Consider the following 24,680-nt stretch of genomic DNA (forward strand, 5'->3'; position numbering starts at 1 on the left):
TTTTGCGAGCAATTAATCAGTCACAAGGTGTCAAACAGTCTAGCTTAGCTAGGTTGCAATTGGCTGCGCGTGCGCTTTTTGCTGGTAAAGAGCTAATGTCAGTTTTAGCCTTGTTGCTGATTAATTCAGCGATGCTAATCAACGGCACATTAGAAGATGCTCACGGGCTAAGAAGTTTATTAAGTGAAGGTGCTTTATACGAAACACCGTTGCTTAATGTTTTGAGTTTTTTAGCTTACCCTGTGGTGTCTTGCCAATTACTTATTGGTTTATGCTGGTTGGTCTTCCATTTCTTCCCTGCGCGTCGTGCAGGTGTCATTTTACGTAAAGCGGCCTTCGCTGCGCGTGAAACGATAAAGTCTTTAGTAGTACACAGCGCTCATGGCTGTCGTGCTCCTCCTCGTGTAAGTGGTTGTCTGTAAATAAGCTTTGTTGCTTAAGTTCAGCCATTTTAGTCGTTTTCTAAGTTGTCTTTACTAAGCACCTAGTGGGTTTTTTACGCCCAAATTTCAGTCAGCCAACCTAAACTCCCTCACTTCTTAGCGTGCCGATTTGTCGTGCTCGTTAGTCAGCCGAGGGATATCTGTAGCATCTGTTGCAGAAAAGCGTCGTGTTCTTATTTCGACAAGTGTTAACTTTTAGGTTGTAGGATATTCCTTTGTCAATTCGAAACCTTTGTAATATTGCTCTAGCGTCTTTAGTGCTGGCCTTGTCTGGCTGTAAAGGCGGGGTACTCGATCCAAAAGGTCAAATTGGTGTCGACGAGAAGTATTTAATTATCGTAGCTACGGTGTTAATGCTGATTGTTGTGATTCCAGTTATTGCCATGACAATTTATTTTGCATGGAAATACCGTGATGGACGAGATCAAGAAATTTACGCTCCAAAGTGGGCGCACTCTAATAAGATTGAAGCTGTAGTTTGGACCATTCCTATCATCATCGTTGCGATTTTAGGTGTGATCACGTGGCAGTCAACGCAACAACTTGACCCATATAAACCACTTGAGGGTAAAGGTAAGCACCTTACTGTTGAGGTTGTTTCTTTGAACTGGAAATGGCTATTCATTTATCCAGAGCAAGGCATCGCCACAGTGAATGAGCTTGTTTTTCCTGCCAATGTGCCTGTGCAGTACAAGATCACCTCAGAAAGCACCATGAACTCGTTTTTCATTCCACAGCTTGGTAGTCAAATTTATTCAATGGCAGGCATGGAAACAAAGCTTCATTTAATTGCTGATGAGCCGGGTACTTTTAAAGGCTTCTCTGCTAACTACAGTGGTGCAGGTTTCACAGGTATGAAGTTCGATGCCATTGCAACAGCCACTGAAGCTGATTTCGATGCATGGGTTAACAATGTGAAAAACACAGGCGGTGCACTGACTAAGCAAAGCTATGTTGAACTTGCTAAACCAAGTGAATACGACCCAGTTAAATACTATGCCAGCGTAGATAAAGATATGTTCCATTCAATCGTAATGAAATATATGCAAGCGCATGGCTCTCACGGTGCAATGCAACACGCTATGCCAGAGCACTCAGCTCATAAGAAGCACAGCGAGGACGAGGAATAATCATGTCGTTGTTAGGTAAATTAACATTAGACGCAATCCCGTTTCATGAACCAATTATCATGGTTACCATGACGGTTGTTGCTGTCTTAGGTCTGTTAGTGGCAGGCTTAGTAACAAAATATAAAAAGTGGGGCGTGATTTGGCACGACTGGATCACCTCAATTGACCATAAGCGTTTAGGTGTTATGTACATCATTCTTGCGCTTATCATGCTTTTCCGTGGTTTCGCGGATGCCATTATGATGCGACTGCAATTAGCAATGGCTACTGGCGGTGCAAGTGGTTACTTACCACCAGAGCACTATGACCAAATATTTACGGCTCACGGGGTGATCATGATCATCTTTATGGCGATGCCGTTTATGATTGGTTTAATGAACATCATTTTACCTCTACAAATTGGTGCCCGTGATGTTGCATTCCCATTCTTAAATAACCTTAGCTTTTGGTTAACTGCTGGCGGTGCAATCCTAATCAATATCTCATTATTCTTTGGTGAGTTTGCGAAAACGGGTTGGGTGGCCTATCCACCGTTGTCAGAGTTGTCATTCAGTCCAGGTGTCGGGGTCGATTATTATATATGGGCCTTGCAGATATCCGGCTTGGGTACCTTATTAACATCGGTAAACTTCTTAGCGACTGTATTTAAAATGCGTGCACCAGGCATGACATTAATGAAAATGCCTATTTTTACTTGGGCATGTACGTGGGCGAATATCTTAATTGCAGCATCGTTCCCAATTTTAACTGCTGTTCTGGCTATGTTAACGCTTGATCGTTATCTCGATTTCCACTTCTTCACGAATGAATTAGGTGGTAACGCGATGATGTACATCAACTTATTCTGGGCATGGGGTCACCCTGAAGTTTACATTCTGATCTTACCTGCGTTTGGTATTTTCTCAGAAGTTATCTCAACGTTTGCTGGTAAACGCTTGTTTGGTTATAAGTCGATGGTTTACGCAAGTGGTGCAATTTCGATTTTAGGTTTTATCGTTTGGCTTCATCACTTCTTTACTATGGGCTCAAGCGCTAACGTTAATGCCTTCTTTGGTGTTATGACCATGGTTATTGCGGTACCGACCGGGGTTAAGTTGTTTAACTGGTTATTCACTATGTATCGTGGTCGTTTACGTATTACTGTGCCTGTCCTTTGGACTTTAGGTTTTATGGTGACGTTCACTATCGGTGGTATGACCGGCGTGTTACTTGCTATTCCTGGTGCTGACTACGTATTACACAACAGCTTATTCTTAATCGCTCACTTCCATAACACCATCATTGGTGGTGCGGTATTTGGTTATTTAGCTGGTTTTGCGTTTTGGTTCCCTAAAGCAATGGGCTTCAAACTTGACGAGAGCTGGGGCAGACGATCTTTTTGGTGCTGGTTAATTGGTTTCTTCGTGGCATTCATGCCGTTATACGTACTTGGTTTCTTAGGTATGACACGTCGCTTAAACCACACGAACAACCCTGATTGGAACATTTGGTTATACATTGCAGCTGGCGGTGCGGTGATCATTATGTTCGGTATCTTGTTCCAAGTTGTGCAACTTGTAGTAAGCTTCAAAAACCGCGAGCAACTTGATGATACAACGGGCGATCCGTGGAATGGTCATACTCTTGAGTGGGCATCTGCTTCACCTCCGCAGTACTACAACTTTGCGAAAATCCCTCATGTTGATGACATCGATGCGTGGACAGACATGAAAGAGAAAGGCTTAGCTTACAAGCAAGAAGCCTCTTATAGCCCAATTCATATGCCAAAGAATACATCGGCAGGTGTATTAATGAGCGCAGCTTTAACAACCTTCTGTTTTGCCATGATCTGGCACATTTGGTGGCTTGCAGCCTTTGGTTTACTGGGTGCTATCGTGGTGTTCATCAAACGTTGTTACACCAGCGATGTTGATTACTACGTGCAACCAGATGAAATTGTTGAACTAGAAACGGCTCACAATACAGCCGCTACGAAGGAGGTGAATGCATGAGTAGCATTTCTGCAGGACTCGACACCTTAAACGGCGCACACGGTCATGTCGATGCACATGACCATGAGCACCACGATACAGGTGGTAACACCGTATTTGGTTTCTGGCTTTATCTTATGACTGACTGTTTGTTGTTTGCATCATTCTTTGCAACCTACGCAGTATTGTTCATGAACACTGCTGGCGGTGTGTCGGGTAAAGATATTTTTGAACTTGATTTTGTTGCGGTTGAAACCGCAGCTCTACTACTTAGTAGTATCACATTTGGCTTTGCGATGATCTCTGCTCACGGGCAGAAAAAGGCGGCTACGTTAACTTGGTTGCTGGTTACCTTTGCCTTTGGTGCAGTGTTTATTGGTATGGAAGTGTACGAATTTCATCACCTAATTGCGCACGGTAATGGCCCTCAGCAAAGTGCCTTTTTAACATCGTTCTTCTCTTTAGTGGGCTTACATGGTCTTCACGTTACAGCGGGTCTTATTTGGATGACTGTCCTGATGATTGAAGTTGTGCGCCGTGGTTTAAACCCACAAACAGTGACACGCCTAAGTTGTTTAAGCTTATTCTGGCACTTCTTAGATGTGGTGTGGATCTGTGTATTTACCGTTGTTTATTTAATGGGAGCAATGTAATGAGTCACAGTGAATCACATGTAATTAATAACTTAGAAGTTCATGCACATAATGATCAATCACATGGCAGCGTTAAAGACTATTTAATTGGTTTTCTACTGTCAGTGGTTTTAACGGCTATTCCATTTTGGGCTGTGATGAGTGGTTCGTTTTCTAAAACGACCACTGCATGGTGCATCGTGAGCATGGCGGTTGTGCAAATTTGGGTGCATTTGAAATATTTCTTACACCTAAACTTCAAAACTGAAGACGGCAAGGCAAGTTCATTGTCGTTTATCTTTAGTGCTTTAATCATTGTAATGGTGGTTGGTTTGTCGGTGTGGATCATCTACGAATCGAACGCCATGATGATGTACTAATAACAATTACTTTGTAATTGGTAAAAGATTTACGAAAGGAGCTGGTTAGTCTGAGGTTGTGTCTCCAGTTCTTACAGTCTGTTACTAGCTAGTTTCTTTCGTAATATTGCGTTTGTGCTGAAAATTAGAGGAGTCGAGGAAGTGTTTCGACGTTATTTAAATGTCACTAAACCTGGCATTATCATGGGCAATTTGATCTCTGTCGCGGGGGGATTCTTGCTAGCCTCTCGCGGTGATATTGACCCATGGTTAATGATCGCAACCTTACTAGGGTTATCTTTAGTAGTGGCATCAGGATGCGCGATCAATAACGTGATTGATCGTGATATTGATGTTGCTATGGCGCGCACTCGCAAACGCGTCACAGTAACTGGCGAAATGTCAGCAAAGGCGGCTATGGCACATGGCATCGTGCTTGGTGTTATTGGTTTCGGGTTATTAGCTGTGTATACCAACGTAGTGGCACTCTTATTTGCTACTTTTGGTTACGTCATCTACGTAGGTGTGTACAGCTTATATATGAAACGTCGTTCTGTGTACGGCACCTTTGTAGGAAGTTTATCTGGCGCAGTACCACCTGTAGTGGGTTATTGTGCCGTAACTGGGCAGTTTGATGCTGGTGCTGTGATTTTATTGGTTATGTTTAGTCTATGGCAAATGCCTCATTCATATGCAATTGCAATCTTTCGTTATAACGACTACCAAGCGGCCAGAATTCCTGTGTTACCAGTAGCGCAGGGGATCGAGAAGGCAAAGCATCACATTGTTTTATATATCGCCGTGTATGCGTTGGTTGTGATGTTATTAACCATTAGTGGTTATACAGGTTTAGCCTTTATGGCTGTAGCTTGTACAACGAGTTTTTGGTGGTTGCTAATGGCGCTTCGTGGCTATCGTCGCAATATTGATGTAAGCGGCTGGGCGCGCCAAGTGTTTGCTTTTTCAATTGTAAACATCACGGTTTTGAGCATAGCTATGGCTTTAGATTACCATTCGGTAGCTCCACAGCTACTTGTTTTAACTTAGAAAAAAGTTGCTAACATATCCCAATGTTACAGTAGCAAAGGCCCGGTTTTTTCTCCACCGGGCCTTTTTTCTTTGTTGTTTTTAAAATCGAGCAGCTTGCTCTACTACAATGCCATGACGAGCCGCTAAACGGCGATGGTCTTTATCATAACCACCACCAATCACGGTTGCGACAGGTACATTGTGTTCAAGGCAGCGTTTGAGAACTAAATGGTCGCGTTGTGCTATCCCTTGCCAGCTTATATCAAGTTTTCCTAAGCCATCTTGCTGCCATACATCTACACCTGCATCATAAAGTACTAAGTCTGGGTTTAGGGTGTTTAATAAATAACTCAGCGTATCGTCAACAACGCCTAGGTATTCACTATCAGCGACATTCGGTGCTAAACCTATATCTAAATCGCTGGCTGATTTTCGAAACGGAAAATTCTTTTCACAGTGAATAGAGCAGGTATAAGCATAGGGCTGATGCGCCAGCATTGCTGCGGTACCATCACCTTGATGAACATCTAAATCAAAAATAAGTATATTGGTTACTTCACCACTTTTTATCAGGGTTTCGCTGGTGAAAGCGAGGTCGTTTACCATGCAATAGCCTGAGCCAAAATCAGTATGAGCATGATGAGTGCCACCCGCTAAGTGGCAAGCAATGCCATGTTTAAGAGCTAAACGTGCTGTTTGTAAGGTGCCCAGAGGCGCAGTAAAGGTACGTGCCATCAGCTCTTTTGACCAAGGTAAGCCAATACGGCGCATCGCTTTTTCATCTAAGCGGTTGTGCCAAAGGTCGTGGATATAATTTTCGCAGTGCACTAACTCAAGGGGCTCAGGGCTGCCAAGCATCGGTTGAGTTAGGTTGTCATTTATTAATCCAAGACTTTGTACATGCTCATATAAATAAGCAAACTTACTCATCACAAAGCGATGGTTAGGATCGAAACTAAACGAGTAATTTGGATGATACACCAAGGGTAAGTGGGGATTTAACTGCATAGCTTATTAAATAGCTGAATTTGCTACAGCATAACGAATCTAACGGCAAATGTTTACTCTGGCGCGTGAATTAAATGAGCTAACTCGCGATGTAATAATGCCTCATCACCCAGATTTAGCTCAATCAATCGTTTTAAGTGAGTAATACTATCAATATCGATATGTTCGCAGCGAAGGCCTGCATGCTGATGCTCAACATGGCACAGCTCCACTTGCATTTTAATCTCGATAGTTGACTCTGGCAGGGTAAAGATTAAGTCAGCTTTACTATGAATAGGCACTAAAAATGAATCACTTTTAGTAATGAGCGCACCTTGCAAAGATAGATCAAGTAACTGACAGTGATAGTCGTTATCTTCGATACGAAGGACCGCAGGGCAAGAAAATAATACCCGCGAAAACTCTCTGCGTTCATTCATAGCTGTATCTCCAACTTTAGTTACTTAATAGTATAGATCATAATGGAGTGAGTGATAGCAAAGCTTAATACAACAAAAAAGCCCCTGAGTAGGGGCTTTTTGAGTATCAGCTAATTAGCCAATTTTTTTGTATTTAATACGCTTAGGTTGTGCCGCTTCTGCGCCTAAGGTTTTCTTCAACCATTCTTCATACTCTGTGTAGTTACCATCGAAGAAGTTAATTTGGCCTTCGTCACGGTAATCAAGAATATGTGTAGCAATACGGTCAAGGAACCAACGGTCATGCGAGATACACATTACACAGCCAGGGAACTCTAAAATAGCGTTCTCAAGTGCACGTAGTGTTTCAACGTCTAGGTCATTGGTTGGCTCATCCAGTAGTAATACGTTGCCACCTGCTTTTAATAGCTTAGCTAGGTGTAAACGGTTGCGCTCACCACCTGATAGGTCTTTAACGAATTTTTGTTGGTCGTTACCTTTGAAGTTAAAGCGGCCAACATAGGCACGGCTTGGGAATTCAAAGTTACCAATTTTTAATACGTCTTGGCCGTTAGAGATTTCTTGGAAAACAGTGTTGCTTTCGTCCATGTCGCCACGGAACTGATCAACCGTTGCAAGCTCAACAGTGTCACCAACAATGATCTCACCACTATCTGGCGTTTCTTCACCACTTAGCATTTTGAATAGCGTTGATTTACCCGCACCATTGGCACCGATAATACCTACGATAGCGCCTTTCGGCATTGCAAAGTTTAAGTCATCGATTAATACACGATCGCCAAAGCTCTTCTTCAGGCCTTTCACTTCGATAACTTGGTCACCTAAGCGTGGACCCGGTGGAATAAATAGTTCATTCGTTTCGTTACGCTTTTGGTAATCGTTTTGCTGAAGCTCAGAAAACTGTGCCATACGTGCTTTAGACTTAGCTTGACGGCCTTTCGGGTTTGAACGAACCCATTCAAGTTCTTGCGCGATTGATTTTTGACGTGCTTTTTCAGATTTCTGTTCTTGTTGTAAACGTAAATCTTTTTGCTCAAGCCACGATGAGTAGTTACCTTCCCAAGGAATACCTTCACCACGGTCAAGCTCTAAAATCCAACCTGCTACGTTGTCTAAGAAGTAACGGTCGTGGGTTACAGCAACCACGGTACCTTCGTAGTCGTGTAAGAAGCGCTCTAACCAAGCAACTGACTCAGCATCTAAGTGGTTGGTTGGTTCGTCAAGAATAAGCATATCTGGTTTTTCAAGTAGTAAACGACAGATCGCAACACGGCGACGCTCACCACCCGAAAGGTGTTCAATTTTTGCATCCCAAGGTGGAAGGCGTAATGCATCAGCTGCACGCTCTAACACGTTGTCGATATTGTGACCATCGTGTGCTTGGATGATAGCTTCTAATTCGCCTTGCTCTTTCGCAAGTGCATCGAAGTCAGCACCTTCCATTGCATACTCGTTGTATACTTCATCAAGGCGGTTTAGTGCATTTTTAACTTCGCTTACTGCTTCTTCTACTGTTTCGCGGACTGTTTTGCTTTCGTCTAGTACAGGTTCTTGCGGTAAGTAACCGATTTTAGTGCCTGGTTGAGGGCGAGCTTCACCTTCAAAGTCTTGGTCAACACCAGCCATAATGCGAAGTAACGTTGATTTACCTGCACCGTTTAGACCTAGCACACCAATTTTTGCGCCTGGGAAAAAGTGTAAAGAAATATCTTTTAAGATAGTGCGCTTAGGTGGCACAACCTTAGAAACTCGACTCATCGAGAATATAAACTTATCTGGTAACACCATGAAAGGAGCCTTCAATTTATAAGAAAAATTAACAGCAAGTATTGTATACCCAAACTACCTCAAAATACAGAATTCAGCGTTTATGATAGGCTTAATATCAAGGTGTTATTTACTCAAAGAGTCATACATTTTAATTAATGACCACTCAGAAACACTACTTCATTTAGACATCTAAACATCTAGAGGTTGAAATTTCTAACTATCCGTTCATAATTAGCAGTCAGATAAGTATGCTCGGAGCCAGCTATGCCCATTACAGTAAAAGATGAATTGCCTGCCATTGCAAAGTTACGTCAAGAAAACGTGTTTGTTATGCCAAAAAGTCGTGCTAAAACGCAAGAAATCCGCCCAATGCGTTTGGCCATCTTAAACTTAATGCCAAACAAAGTTGAAACCGAAGTGCAGTTTATTCGCTTGTTAGCAAACTCACCGCTGCAAGTTAATGTTGAGCTGTTGCGCTTAGATACCCATCGCACCAGTAGTAACTCTGAGCAGCACATGGATACGTTTTATCGTTATTTTTCAGAGGTGAAAGATAATAACTACGATGCGATGATCATAACGGGCGCGCCGCTTGCTCATTTAGAGTATGACGAAGTTGCTTACTGGGAAGAACTAAAAGTTATTTTAGATTGGGCAGAGCAGCATGTGACGTCTACGCTGTTTTCGTGTTGGGCGGCCCATGCTGGGCTTTATCACCACTATGGTCTCAAACGTGATCTGAAACCAAACAAACTCAGTGGCGTATTTACCCATAAAAGCTATTTTGACCATGCAGCGCTAACGCGTGGCTTTGATGATACCTTTTTAGTGCCACATTCTCGTTATGGTCATATTGATATCGATAAGATCAATGCCTGCGAGGAGCTGGTGGTGTTAGCCGGATCAGAGCGAGTAGGTGCCTACTTAATTAAAAATAAATCAGGCAGCCAAGTGTATATTACTGGCCATCCAGAGTACGATGCTCATACTTTAAAAGGGGAGTATTTGCGGGACCAAGAAAAATCAGCGGATGCACCTAAGCCAGAAAATTACTTCCCAGACGATAACCCTGACAACGAACCGTCGAAGACCTGGCAAAGCCATGCCTTTTTATTGTTTTCGAATTGGTTAAACTATTATGTGTACCAAACTACACCGTATGATATTAACTTAGTTAGCCAAGATGTAAGGACTAACAACTATGCCGAGTAATGCAGTGAATAAACGCGAACAATTAACCGAGGCGCTAAAAAAGCGAATTTTAATCCTCGATGGCGCGATGGGCACCATGATCCAAGAACATAAATTAGAAGAACAGGATTATCGCGGTGAGCGCTTTAAAGACTGGCATGTACTCATTAAAGGTAATAACGATTTATTAAGCCTGACTCAGCCAAAAATCATTGCGGATATTCACCGTGCCTATTTAGAGGCGGGGGCTGATATCATCGAAACGAATACCTTTAATGCCACGACTATTTCGATGGAAGATTACGATATGGCGAGCCTTAGCCGCGAAATCAACCTCGAATCAGCGAAACTTGCACGCAGCGTCTGTGATGAGTTTGAAGCAAACGATCCTAGTAAACCGCGTTATGTAGCCGGTGTACTTGGACCAACATCAAAAACCTGCTCTATCTCTCCAGATGTAAACGACCCGGGTTACCGTAATATCAACTTTGATAAGCTGGTGGCTGCGTATGTTGAGTCGACACTGGCACTGATGGAAGGTGGTGCTGACCTTATTTTAATAGAAACCATCTTTGATACCCTTAATGCTAAAGCGGCTTCGTTTGCCGTAGAAGAAGCATTCGAGCAAGCTGGTCGTAGTTTACCTGTGATGATCTCAGGCACCATTACCGATGCCTCTGGCCGTACTTTATCAGGGCAAACCACAGAAGCATTTTATAACTCAATTCGTCATATTAAACCGCTATCAATCGGCCTTAACTGTGCCCTTGGCCCTGATTTACTGCGTCAATATGTTGAAGAGTTATCACGTGTTTGCGAAACCTTTACCTCGGTGCATCCCAATGCCGGTTTACCGAATGAGTTTGGTGAATATGATTTAGAAGCCCCTGAAATGGCAAAAGAAATTATCGACTGGGGTAAATCTGGCTTTATTAATATTGTAGGTGGTTGTTGTGGCACCACACCGGCTCATATTAAGGCGTTTGCAAAAGGCCTGAGTGGTGTTAAGCCACGTCAATTGCCAGAGCTTGAAGTGCGTATGCGCTTATCGGGCCTTGAAGCGTGTAACTTAAACTAGGAAACCGACATGACTGACCAAATTGCTGTATTTACTAACGTCGGTGAGCGTACCAATGTAACTGGTTCGGCTATGTTTAAGCGCTTAATCATGGAAGAAGATTACGAGACCGCTCTTAACGTTGCCCGTGAACAGGTAGAAAATGGCGCGCAAGTGATTGATATCAACATGGATGAAGCCATGTTGGACTCAAAAGCGGCGATGGTAAAGTTTTTAAACTTAATTGCCTCAGAGCCAGATATCTCAAAAGTACCGATCATGGTCGACTCATCGAAATGGGACGTGATTGAAGCGGGCTTAAAGTGTATTCAAGGTAAGGCCATTGTAAACTCAATTTCACTAAAAGAAGGTGAAGAGCCGTTCATCCGCCAAGCTAAGTTAATTAAACGCTTTGGTGCTGCTGCGGTTGTAATGGCGTTTGATGAAACTGGGCAAGCAGAAACTGCTGATCGTAAGTTCGAGATTTGTCAGCGTAGCTACAAAATACTCGTTGATGATATTGGCTTTCCGCCAGAAGACATTATTTTTGACCCGAACATTTTTGCCGTCGCAACGGGCATTGAAGAGCACGATAACTACGCTGTTGAGTTTATTGAAGGTACGCGTCGAATTAAACAAGGCTTACCGCACTGTAAAGTGTCGGGCGGTGTATCGAATGTGTCGTTCTCGTTCCGTGGTAACAACCCAGTACGTGAGGCTATTCACTCTGTGTTTTTATATCACGCGATTAAAGCGGGTATGGACATGGGCATTGTAAATGCGGGCCAATTAGCGGTTTACGATGATATCCCTGAAGAGTTGCGCAAAGCTGTAGAAGATGTGATCCTCAATACCGACCCAGGTGCCGGTGAACGACTTGTTGAACTTGCACCAAAATACTCAGGTATGACGCAAGCAGAGAAAGTTGAAGATTTAGAGTGGCGTACTTGGCCTGTCGAAAAGCGCCTAGAGCATGCGTTAGTAAAAGGCATTACCGAGTACATCGATGAAGATACCGAAGAGTGCCGCAAGGGCAAAGCTAAGCCTATCGAAGTGATTGAAGGCCCACTTATGGACGGCATGAACGTTGTAGGTGACTTATTTGGCGCGGGTAAAATGTTCTTACCACAGGTTGTTAAGTCTGCTCGTGTGATGAAGCGCGCCGTTGCCTATCTTGACCCTTTCATTGAAGCCGAAAAAGAAGAGGGCGCAACCAACGGTAAAGTGGTTATGGCAACCGTTAAGGGTGACGTACACGACATTGGTAAGAATATTGTAGGCGTGGTACTGCAGTGTAATAACTACGAGGTTATCGACCTTGGTGTGATGGTGCCGGCAGAGAAAATCTTGCAAACCGCCATTGACGAAAAAGCCGACATTATTGGTTTATCAGGGCTTATTACCCCTTCGCTTGATGAAATGGTGCATGTTGCGAAAGAAATGACTCGTCGTGGTTTTGAATTACCGCTACTGATTGGTGGTGCAACAACCTCTAAAGCGCATACCGCGGTTAAAATTGAGCCTCAGTATGATAAAGGTGTGGTTTATGTCAATAACGCCAGCCGCGCTGTAGGTGTGGTTTCTAATTTATTGTCGAAAGAGTTAAAGCCAGCATTTTTAGAGAAAACCAAGGCTGAGTATGAAAAAGTACGTGAACAACAAGCACGTAAAAAGCCGCGCTCAAAACCCGTTACTTTACAGCGTGCTCGCGACAACGCTGTAAAACTTGATTGGGACAACTACACACCACCTGTGCCTAAAAAGCTAGGTGTGACTGAATTTAAAGATGTTTCGATTGCGACGTTAAGACAGTACATCGACTGGACTCCTTATTTCATGACGTGGTCAATCGCTGGTAAGTACCCACGTATTCTTGAAGATGAAATTGTAGGTGAACAGGCTAAAAGCTTATTCGCTGATGCTAATGCAATGCTTGATGAGCTAGAGCAATCAGGTGCACTACAACCTCTAGGTGTCATTGGTTTATTCCCTGCAAACCGAGTAGGGGATGACATTGAGATTTACACTGATGAGTCGCGTACAACGCTTTTAACTACATCGTGTCATTTACGCCAACAAACTGAAAAAACCGACTTTGCTAACTACTGTTTAGCTGACTATATTGCGCCTAAAGGCACTCCTGACTACTTTGGTGCGTTTGCGGTTACCGGTGGTCTTGAAGAAGACGACCTTGCCGATGCCTTCGATGCTAAGCAAGATGATTATAATAAGATTATGGTTAAAGCCGTTGCAGACCGTTTAGCTGAGGCGTTTGCTGAGTACTTGCATGAGCAAGTGCGTAAAGAGTATTGGGGCTATGCGGTAGATGAAAATCTATCGAACGATGAACTTATTCGTGAAAACTACCAAGGTATTCGCCCAGCGCCAGGTTATCCGGCTTGTCCTGAACATACAGAGAAGAAGAAAATCTGGCAGTTACTTGATACCGAACAGCGTATCGGCATGAAGCTAACAAGTTCATACGCAATGTGGCCGGGTGCGGCGGTTTCTGGTTGGTATTTCTCTCACCCTGAAGCTAAGTACTACGCAGTGGCGCAAATTCAACAAGATCAGGTTGAAGATTACGCTAAGCGTACCAACATGACGCTTGCAGAAGCCGAGCGTTGGTTGTCGCCTAACTTGGGCTATGAACCGGAATAATAACCTTTAGTTATTAGCTTTTGTTTAAATTAAAAACGAGCCCCCAAATGGCTCGTTTTTTTATGCCCATTTTTTATCATACTTTTTTCTTTTTAATTGCTTTAATACTGGCAAATTCCTTCTAATTTATATATTTGTGTTAAAGTTATACCAATTCGCTTAATAAAGTGGTCTATTTTGAGGCAATAAAACCTCGTTGATAACAAGGCAAAAATTTCGTTATTTAGTTGTTCTAAATCAGAAATTTTTAACGCAGGTAGCGACAGGTTTAATCCCTCAAAATGATTAAGTATTATTGCGGATTGGTATTGTTGAGATTGATCAAAAAATCTAAGGTGAAATAGTGATTGATACAGTGAATGCAAGTGACAAAGATAAAGCACGATTTTTACGTGTTTTTGCATTTATTGGTTCAATCACCTCGTTTTTAATGGCGATCACCAGCTATCAAGATGGTTACCATGCCCTTAGCTATTTATTGATTATTGGCGGCTTTGTGTTTGCCTCACCTTTTGTCATTAAAAATCGTGACGAAACCATCGCAGTACTTATGCTGTACGCTCTCTATTCGATGATGTGTTATTTAATTGTCTCTGGGGGGAGTAATGGCACTGGGCCGTTATGGCTATTTATCGTCTCTCCTGTGACATTTTTTATTCGTGGTTTAAAGCGCGGGGCGTTTGATCTTATCTTGCTTGCCATTATTATCTCGGTGCTTTTCTACTTTACCGATCGATTTGGTTACTACAGCTATCCGAGTCATTATTTTCCTACACGGGTCATGCTGTGCTTCTCTATTTTATGTATTTTGGGTGGCTTCTACGAATATTATCGCAACAAATACAGTTTGCAGTTAATGGAGCAACTTAAACTTAATCAAAAGCTGGCTCGTACTGACGCAATGACAGAACTCGCTAACCGTCGCTATGCAACAGAATACTTGCAAGATAAGCGCTTTGGCGAAGGAGCTGTGTTCTTGCTGATGGATGTTGATAACTTTAAACAAATCAACGACACCTACGGTCATCAAGTGGGCGATGAGGTGCTAATATTTTTCGCTGATGTATTTAAAAACGTGTGCACAGAAGAAGATATTATTTCCCGTTGGGGCGGCGAAGAGTTTTTAATTGTGATCCCAACAGGGCATGAGCTTAGAGCCAGAAAAGTCGCTGAAAAAATCCATAAGAAGCTCGCTGAAAAGCCATTTACGAGTGACCAGCATCGGTTTCATGTCACCTTAAGTATTGGCCTGTACGTGCGCGTCGCTGATGAGAGCATGGATCATTGCTTAAACATTGCTGATAAACGACTTTACCGCGCTAAATCACAAGGTAAAAATCAAACGGTTGCTGAAGTAGATTTAGCAAAGCATGAGCCTGCTTGATAAATATTTGCTCTTCGACTGTATTAACTTAGCTGTTGTTTGTTGGTTATTTATGTATGATGTACCCATTATTTACAAGGGCGTGTGAATAGTGAGTTAAGATAAGGAACATCATCAACATCTTCTTTCCGTTAAGTTCGCAGCCTATTTTAAGGCTCATTTTTAATGTCACTTTTAGAATCATTTAAGAAATTGGGTAACTATTTCGGTGCATACAAAGTACATCTATGCTCCGAAGTTAAAGGCCAAGTGAGTGAAAATGGCAAACCTTTAATTAATGCAAAAATAGAAAGGCTACTCTGTTTCTCTGACGGAAAATATGTAGAAAACTATGTATATACCGATGACAAAGGCGGTTTTTCATTTCCAGAAGCCAATATTCGCTCTAACCAACCAGCTGTGCCATTTGCAGAGCTTTTTACATCTCAAATAATAACGCTTATTCATGAAGGCACTAAATATATCTTATGGACATCAAGGTTGTCAGGAACAAAGTATCGCCATGAATATGCTAAAAAATTAAGTTGTTTGAAAGCAGATATATCTGATGAAAAAGTATCTTTCTTTTTCAGAAATGATGAAGTCCAAGGTTATAAATTAAGTGCTGGTGGTATAGCTCGTTGGGATGAAGACTTTGAAGTTATAGATCTAGACTCATATTATGGATTATCGGAAATTGAATCTGATGATGAAGACCATTAATTCTAATATAGGGAAATAAATATGAAAACATTAACGCCAGCTTTTGCTGCTGATTTTGCCGCATTGGCCTATGAAACGTTGGAAAGAGCCCCATTAGAGTCTATGGAATATTATGGCCGATTAGAACATACTTTTCAATGGAAGCTGGTTCTATAAAAGGTGTCAGTGGCTCTATTCTTGAACGAGTTTTTAGTCATTCGACCAACTTTGGTTGTATAGCAAAAGCTAAAAAGGGATTATTTGATGGTGATTATGTCTTAGCATTACGCGGCACAGCTAAAATGCGAGATGTGATTACTGATCTCAATTGTGGTCTGAGTACCTGTAGTAATAATCAGCCTGTACATGCGGGATTTAATCATACTTTTAATTCATTTAGAAAGCAGCTAGAGCAATTCTTTAATAAAAGAGCAAATCAAAAACTAAATATACATGTTGTGGGCCATAGCTTAGGCGGTGCTTTGGCTAACTTAGCTGCGAATTGGTTAAAAAATCACTTTGGTGCAAATGTGAAGCTTTATACATTTGGTGCTCCAAGAGTTGGTTATCATAGCTTTGCTTTACAGACGGAAGCTGCAACAAATAACCATGTTTATCGCTGTGTACATGCCGCCGACCCTGTACCTTTAGTGCCAGTGTGGCCATTTATGCATACTGAAAAAGAGTATATTTTAAATGGTGCTGCCACAATTACTCCAAAAGCTCATAGAATGACAGATCAAACGCCAGGCTACTTAAATACTGCTAGTAGCTTTAAAAGTTATGCTGCTATAAGTAGAGGAATGGAAAAAAGAATACAAGAAGAAGTCAGGCTTGATTATGAAAAACGGTTAGAGTGCACTCGTACTTCTCGTTGGGCAAGAAAAATAGGCGCAGCGTTAATTACTCATTTACGTGATACAGGTAAGTTATATGCTATACAAAACCATTACACAAATACACTTACCGTTTATGATCAAATAGCTAAAGCTCTGACTGATAGTATTGATTTATCTAAAAGCTATACTAGTGATGTGAAGGGGATCTTAGGTTACATGCTGGCTTTTTGTGGCTATCCATTTAAAGCTATCTCGTTTACATATGCATCCATCAGACATATTTTGAAATTGATGCTCACTAATGTATTTTCTCTTGCAGGCCAAGCAATAGCTCTAACAAAATAAATACAAAAGCCGCCAATGGCGGCTTTGTTAGGCTGCGAAACTAATGGCTTTTTTCAAAGTCGTTGACTTCACGCTCAGCTTCTTCCTTTGATTTACCGTATTTTTGCTGAAGTTTACCAACCAGCTCTTTACGGCTACCTTCAATTTTATCTAAATCATCATTGGTAAGGTCACCCCATTTACGTTGTGCTTTACCTTTAAGCTCTTTCCAATTGCCTTCTAAACGATCGCTGTTCATCATAATCTCCTTACTCTGTTAAACATTCACCTTAGTAAGAGCAATCGCTGTACCAATTTGGTGAAACTCATTAAGTGATTGATTTGTAATTATTTTGTGTTTTTGAATCTAATGAGTGGAATTTAAAAGTTTGCAATTACTACGTAGTTTTTAGAATCAGCCTGTAATATTTTCTGTTGCGCTAGTTTTAGATACTTAGTGGCTCTTAGATGTATAGCGATTGATTATCCGCGTGTATTCTTCAGTTGATTTTAGTTTACGTAAACTCTCGTTAAACCGGTCTCTTAAGGCTTCATCATGAAACAAAAAACCATTGGGGCTTTTGCCGAACAAAGCAAACCGCTGCACCGGTTCAGACACATCAACCTCCCCATGTTTTGTAATTAACGCTCGGTAGTAGTCAAAAATTTTTCCGTCCATTTGGATCACTTCATACCGTTCACGATATAAAAGCCGTACTTGGGTTGATTGGTCGTATGTTTCTGAATAATTAGGATTTTCTTTTGCCATGTCGCGATATTCAGGTGAAAGTCGCGCTTTAGCACCTTGCCAAGATAGCACGGTATGATGTTTTAGTTGGGCGATGGACTTGAGGTCGAAATTTCGCTTGGCTAGGCTAAACGCAAAGTTCTCATAGTTGTAAGCAATATCTGAAAAGTAACCGTTCATTTGATTAGCTTCAATAACTTTATTGTTTATATCAGATACTACATCAACTAAGTTTTCATTATATAAAAGGATCCGTCTTGCATAAGGCACGTAGACGAATTGTAGTTGGTAACCTTGAGCACCCAGTGTCGCGTGAAGTAAGTCAGGAATAATGCCTGTGTTGTCTTCAGCCATCACCCAAGGTGGAAGTGTATTGCCAAGTGCAACCGTAATCTTTTGCTGGCTATATGCTTTTTGAAGCGGTAAAGCTAAAAATAGCAAGGTGATTAAAATACGGGTGTAAATCCTGAACAAGTTTATTCCTTATTCTGACTTTTGTGCGGTCGTTTAATCAAGAATAAGTCTAAACTGGCAGAATGCAATGTTTTCACTTTTTAAAGCCCGAAATAGAAAATAAGCCTATAGCCATCGCAATTTTTAGTTTTTTGATACAATGCGTGAAAAGAAAGTAAGAGATACCTAACGTGCTGCCAGTTCAAGATATTTATCAATCCCTGTTAACCACATTACAGAGTAACCCAATGGCCTTATTGCAAGCGCCACCGGGAGCGGGTAAATCAACATGGCTGCCTCTTACCTTAATGCGCGAAGGGCACTTTAAACGCATTGTTATGTTAGAGCCAAGACGACTGGCCGCACGCAATATTGCCCAGTATTTGGCAAGTCAGCAGAATGAAATAGTCGGTGACAGTGTCGGCTTACGCATTCGTGGCGAATCAAAAGTAAGTTCTACAACTAAACTCGAAATTGTCACTGAAGGCATGCTGACGCGTATGTTGCAAAATGACCCAGAGCTTAGTGATGTAGACTTACTTATTTTTGATGAATTTCACGAGCGCTCAATTGCCGCAGATACGGCTTTGGCATTTGCCCTCGAAACACAGGCAGCACTTCGCGATGATTTAAAAATATTGCTGATGTCGGCAACCTTAGACGGCGAACGTTACAGTGAGTTTTTCAGCTGTCCTATTATTTCATCACAAGGTCGAAGCTACCCTATTGATGAAGTGTATATTCCACTTAAAGACGAAAGCCGTTGGCTCGATGACATACCTGCACTAATAAAACAGGCGCTTAGTGAGCAATCGGGCAGTGCTTTAGTGTTTTTACCTGGACAGCGTGAAATCATGCGCGTTCAGCAGTCTTTAAATGATTTAAATGATAGCGTTGAAGTATTTAGCCTGTATGGTGAGCAAAATAAAAAAGAGCAACAAGCTGCTATTGCGCCCGCTAAAAATGGCAAACGCAAAGTGGTACTAACCACCAATGTCGCTGAAACCAGTTTGACCATTGAAGGAATACGTATTGTGGTTGATAGCGGCAAACGCCGTGCTGCCAGTTTCAATTTAAAAACTGGTGTTACTGAGCTTGTTACGCAGAGTATTTCTCGTTCTTCAGCTATACAGCGCGCAGGTCGTGCTGGGCGAATTGAGCCGGGGGTTGTGTATCGTTTAGGCTCTAAGCAAACCTTTGAGCGCCGTAACAGTCATGATGCGCCAGAAATTCTGACCAGTGATATTAGTCAGTTGTTATTAGAGGCAAAGCAGTGGGGGGCATCACTTGCTGAGCTTAGCTTACTCGACCCACCTAGTAGCCAGCAGATTAAACAGGCAACAGCACTTTTAAAAATGCTCGAAGCCATTGATGAAAATGAAAAGCTAACAGCCCTTGGCAGCCAAATGCTTAGCTATGGAGCCGATATTCGCCTCTCGCACATGCTCATTAAGGCAAAGCAACTAGAGCAGCACATGCCTGGTATTTATGTATTAGCGGGGTATTTAACTGCACTGCTTGAAAGCCGCATTAGTATGCCAGCTGATCTTAATTTGGCATTACACAGTCAGCACAGTAAACCGCACCCAGTATTTAAGCAGCAATTAAATTATTGGCTATCGCGCTTAAAGCTCAAGCCGGTTAATGAGCTTAAAACAGAGTACTTGTCGCTGCTAGTGGCACTTGCCTTTCCTGACCGTTTAGCCAAAAAGCGCGGTAATGGTTATTTACTTGCCAATGGTGCGGGCGCCGACTTAAGTGAGGAGTTTTGGCATAACGATGACTATATTGCCATTGCGCATATGGGCGGTCATAAGGGAAACCGGGTTTTTGCTGCTGTTGCCTTTATGCCAAGTGAGCTAGAAGATGAGCTTTCGCATTTATTTGCTGAGCAAACTCGCTGCGAATACGATGAAAAAGCAGGGCGCTTTATCCATCAAGATGAGCTCAAGCTCGGTGCTATCACCATAGCGAGTCAGCCAAGTAAACAGCCCCTAGATAAGAGCGAACGCACTAAAGCGTGGTTAAACTTATTTAGTAAGCAGGGCTTTTCTTTATTTAATGAACAGCCCGACAGTGAGCAGTTACTTATTCGAACGAGTTTGGCAAGTAAGCTGTTACCAGAATCATTCCCGCTTTTAAATCATGATGATTTAATTGCCGATAGCCAATGGCTTGCACCTTATTTGGATGATATTAAAAACCTTGAGCAATTAAAAAAGTTCAATTACAGCGAAGCAATTAAAAGCTGTTTTGATTGGCAGCAGCAAAGTTTATTGAATGAACTCCTCCCCTTGCGATTAACGGTGCCAAGTGGTTCAAATGTAAAAGTGAGCTATCAGCTCGATGGTCCTGCGAAGCTCAGTGTGCGCATGCAAGAAGTGTATGGCATGACTAGCACGCCTTTGCTGGCCCAAGGTAAACTGCCATTATTAATGGAGCTATTATCACCAGCGAGGCGACCGCTGCAGTTAACTCAAGACTTAGCTAACTTTTGGCAAACGAGTTACCGCGATGTGCAAAAAGAAATGAAAGGGCGTTATCCAAAACATTTTTGGCCAGACGACCCCGCAACTAGTCAAGCGACTAATAAAGTAAAAAGTAAGATGTGATTTTAATGAAGCTGAGTGCTTAGCTCAGCTTCATCACTTGCCTTAGAGCTGCATGCTTCATAAACCGTTACAATTTCCAGCCTTGTTTTGGTTTCTCTTTTATTGGCTGTTTAGTAGTCTAATTGAGTCATTAGTAAAAAAGAGAAAGTTGGTGTCAGCAGCTATTACCCTTACTCAATACGTTAAAAAACGTACAGGTGTGCCTCTGGGGCATAAAGATTCGCTGCGCAATATGCTGACACGTTCTCTAGGTGCTAGCTCATTTTATCTGTTTTGGCGATATTGGAATCCGGTGTGGAGCTATTACTTATCTCGGTATGTCATGAAGCCTTGCAATGACATTATGCCGGTTTGGTGTGCGGTTGTTGTTACTTTTGCCGTCAGTGGGGCGCTGCACGATTTAGCGGTGAGTTTAGTGAAGTTAAAGCCACTATTCTTTTTTACTCCTTGGTTTACTGTGATGGGCGCTTTGGTATTAGTAAGCAAGTATAGCCAAATACAGTTTAGCTCTGCTCCTTGGTGGTTAAGAGCGCTCGCCAACATTAGCTTTATTGGATTGAGCTATTGGTTGACGAGCCACCTTTTTTAGCGCGTCACTGCGTTGCTAAAGGGTAGTCAGTGTAGCCTTTTGCACCGCCTCCAAATAAGGTATCTGGATCATGCTGCGTAAGCTCAATACCTTGTTCAATACGAGCTGGCAGATCTGGGTTGGCAACAAACGGGCGACCAAAACCAATTAAATCAGCCCAGCCTGCGGCTATTGCTTGTTCTGCTTTCTCGCCAGTGTATTTGCCTGCATAAATCATTAATCCAGCATAGTTTTCACGTAGCGCTTGCTTAAAACTTTGCTCCATTAAAGGCGCATCATCCCAATCAGCTTCAGCAATGTGCAAATAAGCAACGTTAAGGTCATTGAGTACTTTTGCTGCGCCAATATAGGTTTCAAATGGGTTATCATCGACCGTCCCATTGAGGGTTGTGAGTGGAGCAAGGCGAACGCCAATACGTTCAGCGCCAATTTCATCACAAACCGCTTGTGTCACTTGTTGTAAAAAGCGTAAGCGGTTTTCTAAACTGCCGCCGTATTCATCAGTGCGTTGGTTTGACTCTGAATCAATAAATTGATTAATTAAGTAACCATTAGCAGCGTGAAGTTCAATACCATCAAACCCTGCATCAACTGCATTACGGGCAGCTTGGCGATATTCGTTTATAACCTGTTTGATGTCGTCATGGCTCATTGCGCGTGGCTGTGCTGTGGCAACAAAGTCGGGTTTGTCATCTTCATCAATAAAAACTTTTACGTCTTTAGCTGCAATCGCAGATGGCGCAATTGGTTGCTCGCCACCTGTGTTACTTGGGTGAGACACTCGGCCAACATGCCAAAGCTGAGCGAACATAATGCCACCAGCTTGATGAACTTTGTCGGTTACTTTCTTCCAACCGGCAATTTGCTCGGCAGTGTAAATACCCGGTGTCCAAGCGTAACCCTTACCTAGGGCTGATATTTGTGTGCCTTCGCTGATAATTAAGCCGGCGCTCGCACGCTGTGCATAGTAGTCGGCCATTAACTCATTGGCGATATCACCCGGTTGTGATGAGCGAGAGCGAGTCATCGGTGGCATGGCAATACGGTTTTTTAATGTATGACCGGCAAGTTGTATAGTATCGAATAATTTGTTCATTACGGCTCCTTGAAAGCGAATATGCTTTCAGCATAACGAAAATTATTTATGAAATTAATGCCGGTAATAACAAAACACTTTTGTTAAAAGTGCAAAAAAAACTACAGCGTTAACCTGGGTGCTATAAAGTCTAAAAACGCTAATACTCGTGATGACACACCGCTGTTTTGATAATACACCGCATGCACTTTTTCGCGACGATTAGGGCTCAGTACTTCGCCTTCGAGCACTTTAACTAAACGGCCTGCTTTTAAATCTTCGTTGATCATAAACTCCGACAACAAGGAAATGCCATGACCTTGAATACAAAGTTGGCGCACAGTTTCACCGCTTGATGCACTGATTGAAAATTTAAGGTCTAAAGGTGTGGTTAGCGGCCAGTGATTTAAATGCGGCGCGTCGGTAAAACCAATAAGATGATGTGAGGCTAAGTCGGTTAGCTCATTTAATGGCGGTGCTGCTTTTAAATAATTAGGGCTGGCAACGAGCTGTAATTTACTGACTCCCAAAGTGCGCGCATGCAAGTTTGAGTCAGCAAGCTCACCAATACGAATAGCAATATCGGTTTTATGCTCAAGCAAATCGATAATGTTGTCGTGGCTGGTGATCTCAAGTTTTATGTCAGGATAAGCTTGGTTAAAGGCTTTTAAATGTGGTGCTAATTGGTGAAACACAAAAGGACTTGCAGCATCGACTCTTAATTTTCCTGAAGGGGCGCAGTGTAGAAGCTTTAAGGCTTCTTCGCCTTGTGCTAGCTGACTGAGTGCTTCTCTAGCATAGCCTAAAAATAACTGACCTTCTTCGGTCAGCTCAATACGTCTTGTGGTGCGGTTGAATAAGGTAACGTTTAATGATTTTTCAAGCCGAGTTACCGCCCGTGATATTTTTGCTACTTGCTCATCTAAGGCATTGGCTGCACTTGAGAAGCCGCCGGTATCAACCACGCTAATAAATGCTTCTAAATCTTGGGTGTTGGAGATCACGCTCATGGTTTTACCTTTTCATTTTTGACAAAAGTATTTTGTCACTACTGCTATTTTTTGCAAATTTAATTTTAGCCACAATAGCTGCACTTTCAAAATTAATAGAGGATATGTGATGCCAATAGCATTACTTGCATTAACTCTCAGTGCGTTTGCCATAGGCACCACTGAGTTTGTGATTGTCGGCTTAGTGCCAACCATCGCTGATGATTTAGCGGTTTCGTTACCGAGTGCCGGGCTACTTGTTAGCTTGTACGCATTAGGGGTTGCGGTGGGGGCGCCAGTATTAACTGCGCTTACCGGACGCTGGAATCGAAAACATGTATTACTTAGCTTAATGAGCCTATTTGTAATCGGTAATTTACTGGCTTGGCAAGCACCTAGTTATGGTAGCTTGATCACCGCAAGGATTCTAACAGGCCTTGCCCATGGGGTGTTTTTCTCAATTGGTTCAACCATCGCTACTGGGCTTGTCAGTAAAGATAAAGAAGCTAGTGCCATTGCGATTATGTTTACCGGTTTAACGGTTGCATTAGTAACCGGTGTGCCATTAGGAACGTGGATTGGTCAGCACTTTGGCTGGCGAGCGACCTTTTTAGTGGTGTCTTTACTGGGATTAATTGCACTGATCGGTAGCGCGTTTTTAATTCCGAGCAACTTAAAGCAAAGTAAACCAGCTACTTTGAGTGAGCAGCTAAAAGTAATGGTGCAACCTAGGCTTTTACTGGTGTACTTGATGACCATACTTGGTTATGGCGGCACATTTACTGCCTTTACCTATTTAGCGCCAATTTTAGAGCAGCAAACTGGATTTGCATCAGCCACCATTAGCTTAATTATGCTGGTATATGGGGTATCGGTTGCTGTTGGCAATATCTACGGCGGTAAGTTAGCTGATAAAAAAGGCCCGATTAGTGCGCTGACCATTATCTTTAGTGCTTTGAGTATTGTGCTGTTAGTGCTGACCTTTACCATGCAATCTAAAGTCGCTGCGGTACTGACCATACTTGTATGGGGGGCATTTGCGTTTGGTAATGTGCCTGGGCTGCAAGTCTATGTGGTTAAACTTGCCGAAAAGTTCACACCGAATGCTGTCGATGTTGCCTCAGGGTTAAACATTGCAGCGTTTAATATCGGTATTGCGCTGGGTTCAGTGTTAGGTGGTGTTGTTGTTGAAAACTATTCATTGCAAGACACTGCTTGGATTGGTGCTATCATTAGTCTAGCGGCGTTAATTGCAACACGATACAGCGGTTATTTAGATAAACGCGAGACCCCAAGGCCACAAACAGCTTAAACTAA

Annotated in this window: 23 protein-coding genes; 16 read left to right on the forward strand and 7 right to left on the reverse strand. The window is 42.4% G+C overall.

All coding sequences use genetic code 11. The annotated features are described in order from the left end of the window. Window positions 1–2 precede the first annotated feature (2 nt). The 6 genes from AOG27_RS17495 (at window position 3) to cyoE (ending at window position 5,581) form a co-directional block, all read left to right on the forward strand. Window positions 3–422, forward strand: a complete 420-nt coding sequence (locus tag AOG27_RS17495; RefSeq protein ID WP_054554287.1) for a hypothetical protein — start codon at window positions 3–5, stop codon at window positions 420–422. Between the two features lie 236 nt (window positions 423–658). After that, on the forward strand, window positions 659–1,573 hold the full coding sequence (gene cyoA / locus AOG27_RS17500; protein ID WP_054554288.1) for a ubiquinol oxidase subunit II: 915 nt from the start codon (window positions 659–661) through the stop codon (window positions 1,571–1,573). 2 nt (window positions 1,574–1,575) lie between these two features. Further along, complete coding sequence (gene cyoB, locus AOG27_RS17505; protein WP_054554289.1) at window positions 1,576–3,564, forward strand: cytochrome o ubiquinol oxidase subunit I; 1,989 nt, start codon at window positions 1,576–1,578, stop codon at window positions 3,562–3,564. Then, window positions 3,561–4,196: a cytochrome o ubiquinol oxidase subunit III gene (gene cyoC, locus AOG27_RS17510; RefSeq protein WP_054554290.1), complete on the forward strand. Its 636-nt coding sequence runs from the start codon at window positions 3,561–3,563 to the stop codon at window positions 4,194–4,196. The genes cyoB and cyoC overlap by 4 nt, the downstream gene beginning before the upstream one ends. After that, window positions 4,196–4,555, forward strand: a complete 360-nt coding sequence (cyoD, locus tag AOG27_RS17515; protein WP_054554291.1) for a cytochrome o ubiquinol oxidase subunit IV — start codon at window positions 4,196–4,198, stop codon at window positions 4,553–4,555. The genes cyoC and cyoD overlap by 1 nt, the downstream gene beginning before the upstream one ends. Window positions 4,556–4,696: 141 nt before the next feature. Then, window positions 4,697–5,581 carry a heme o synthase gene (gene cyoE / locus AOG27_RS17520; RefSeq protein WP_054554292.1) on the forward strand — a complete coding sequence of 295 codons (885 nt, stop codon included), beginning with the start codon at window positions 4,697–4,699 and terminating at the stop codon, window positions 5,579–5,581. Window positions 5,582–5,662: 81 nt separating this feature from the next. Here the strand turns inward: cyoE and AOG27_RS17525 are convergent, their stop codons facing one another. The 3 genes from AOG27_RS17525 to ettA form a co-directional block, all read right to left on the reverse strand. Further along, a complete protein-coding gene (locus AOG27_RS17525) occupies window positions 5,663–6,571 on the reverse strand; it encodes a histone deacetylase (RefSeq protein WP_054554293.1) in 909 nt (302 codons plus the stop codon). A gap of 53 nt (window positions 6,572–6,624) precedes the next feature. Beyond that, a complete protein-coding gene (locus AOG27_RS17530) occupies window positions 6,625–6,990 on the reverse strand; it encodes a PilZ domain-containing protein (RefSeq protein ID WP_054554294.1) in 366 nt (121 codons plus the stop codon). Between the two features lie 114 nt (window positions 6,991–7,104). Continuing rightward, the gene (ettA, locus tag AOG27_RS17535; RefSeq protein WP_054554295.1) at window positions 7,105–8,778 is read right to left on the reverse strand and encodes an energy-dependent translational throttle protein EttA; all 1,674 of its coding nucleotides are present in this window, start codon (window positions 8,776–8,778) and stop codon (window positions 7,105–7,107) included. Window positions 8,779–9,024: 246 nt separating this feature from the next. On the opposite strand from ettA, the gene AOG27_RS17540 reads away from it, so the two are divergent. From AOG27_RS17540 to AOG27_RS17565, 7 genes are all read left to right on the forward strand, one after another. Further along, on the forward strand, window positions 9,025–9,972 hold the full coding sequence (locus AOG27_RS17540; protein WP_054554296.1) for a homoserine O-succinyltransferase: 948 nt from the start codon (window positions 9,025–9,027) through the stop codon (window positions 9,970–9,972). Further along, complete coding sequence (locus AOG27_RS17545; protein WP_054554297.1) at window positions 9,962–11,029, forward strand: homocysteine S-methyltransferase family protein; 1,068 nt, start codon at window positions 9,962–9,964, stop codon at window positions 11,027–11,029. Before AOG27_RS17540 ends, AOG27_RS17545 begins: the two co-directional genes overlap by 11 nt. 9 nt (window positions 11,030–11,038) lie before the next feature. Beyond that, entirely contained in the window at window positions 11,039–13,669 is a 2,631-nt protein-coding gene (gene metH / locus AOG27_RS17550; RefSeq protein WP_054554298.1) for a methionine synthase, read from the forward strand. Window positions 13,670–14,012: 343 nt separating this feature from the next. Further along, on the forward strand, window positions 14,013–15,053 hold the full coding sequence (locus AOG27_RS17555; protein WP_054554299.1) for a GGDEF domain-containing protein: 1,041 nt from the start codon (window positions 14,013–14,015) through the stop codon (window positions 15,051–15,053). A 165-nt stretch (window positions 15,054–15,218) separates the two neighbouring features. Then, window positions 15,219–15,755 carry a DUF6795 domain-containing protein gene (locus AOG27_RS17560; RefSeq protein WP_054554300.1) on the forward strand — a complete coding sequence of 179 codons (537 nt, stop codon included), beginning with the start codon at window positions 15,219–15,221 and terminating at the stop codon, window positions 15,753–15,755. A 21-nt stretch (window positions 15,756–15,776) separates the two neighbouring features. Beyond that, on the forward strand, window positions 15,777–15,911 hold the full coding sequence (locus AOG27_RS21890; protein ID WP_268795060.1) for a hypothetical protein: 135 nt from the start codon (window positions 15,777–15,779) through the stop codon (window positions 15,909–15,911). Continuing rightward, window positions 15,893–16,918, forward strand: a complete 1,026-nt coding sequence (locus tag AOG27_RS17565; protein ID WP_235523718.1) for a lipase family protein — start codon at window positions 15,893–15,895, stop codon at window positions 16,916–16,918. Before AOG27_RS21890 ends, AOG27_RS17565 begins: the two co-directional genes overlap by 19 nt. 40 nt (window positions 16,919–16,958) lie before the next feature. Here AOG27_RS17565 and AOG27_RS17570 read toward each other — a convergent pair whose 3' ends face one another. Together AOG27_RS17570 and AOG27_RS17575 are read right to left on the reverse strand one after the other, a co-directional pair. Continuing rightward, on the reverse strand, window positions 16,959–17,156 hold the full coding sequence (locus AOG27_RS17570) for a CsbD family protein (RefSeq protein ID WP_054554301.1): 198 nt from the start codon (window positions 17,154–17,156) through the stop codon (window positions 16,959–16,961). 195 nt (window positions 17,157–17,351) lie between these two features. Continuing rightward, window positions 17,352–18,119 carry a substrate-binding periplasmic protein gene (locus AOG27_RS17575; protein ID WP_235523719.1) on the reverse strand — a complete coding sequence of 256 codons (768 nt, stop codon included), beginning with the start codon at window positions 18,117–18,119 and terminating at the stop codon, window positions 17,352–17,354. Window positions 18,120–18,289: 170 nt separating this feature from the next. On the opposite strand from AOG27_RS17575, the gene hrpB reads away from it, so the two are divergent. Continuing rightward, window positions 18,290–20,710 (forward strand): ATP-dependent helicase HrpB, encoded by a 2,421-nt coding sequence (gene hrpB / locus AOG27_RS17580; protein WP_054554302.1) that lies wholly within the window; start codon window positions 18,290–18,292, stop codon window positions 20,708–20,710. 151 nt (window positions 20,711–20,861) lie between these two features. Next, window positions 20,862–21,299 carry an acyltransferase gene (locus AOG27_RS17585; RefSeq protein WP_054554381.1) on the forward strand — a complete coding sequence of 146 codons (438 nt, stop codon included), beginning with the start codon at window positions 20,862–20,864 and terminating at the stop codon, window positions 21,297–21,299. A gap of 4 nt (window positions 21,300–21,303) precedes the next feature. Here AOG27_RS17585 and AOG27_RS17590 read toward each other — a convergent pair whose 3' ends face one another. Beyond that, a complete protein-coding gene (locus AOG27_RS17590) occupies window positions 21,304–22,395 on the reverse strand; it encodes an alkene reductase (RefSeq protein WP_054554303.1) in 1,092 nt (363 codons plus the stop codon). A 101-nt stretch (window positions 22,396–22,496) separates the two neighbouring features. Then, entirely contained in the window at window positions 22,497–23,384 is an 888-nt protein-coding gene (locus AOG27_RS17595; RefSeq protein WP_054554304.1) for a LysR substrate-binding domain-containing protein, read from the reverse strand. Window positions 23,385–23,493: 109 nt separating this feature from the next. Here AOG27_RS17595 and AOG27_RS17600 point away from each other — a divergent pair, with 109 nt between their 5' ends. Continuing rightward, a complete protein-coding gene (locus AOG27_RS17600; protein WP_054554305.1) occupies window positions 23,494–24,675 on the forward strand; it encodes an MFS transporter in 1,182 nt (393 codons plus the stop codon). Window positions 24,676–24,680 lie beyond the last annotated feature (5 nt).

This window comes from Pseudoalteromonas lipolytica, assembly GCF_001306915.1.
Classification (GTDB): Bacteria; Pseudomonadota; Gammaproteobacteria; order Enterobacterales; family Alteromonadaceae; genus Pseudoalteromonas; species Pseudoalteromonas simplex.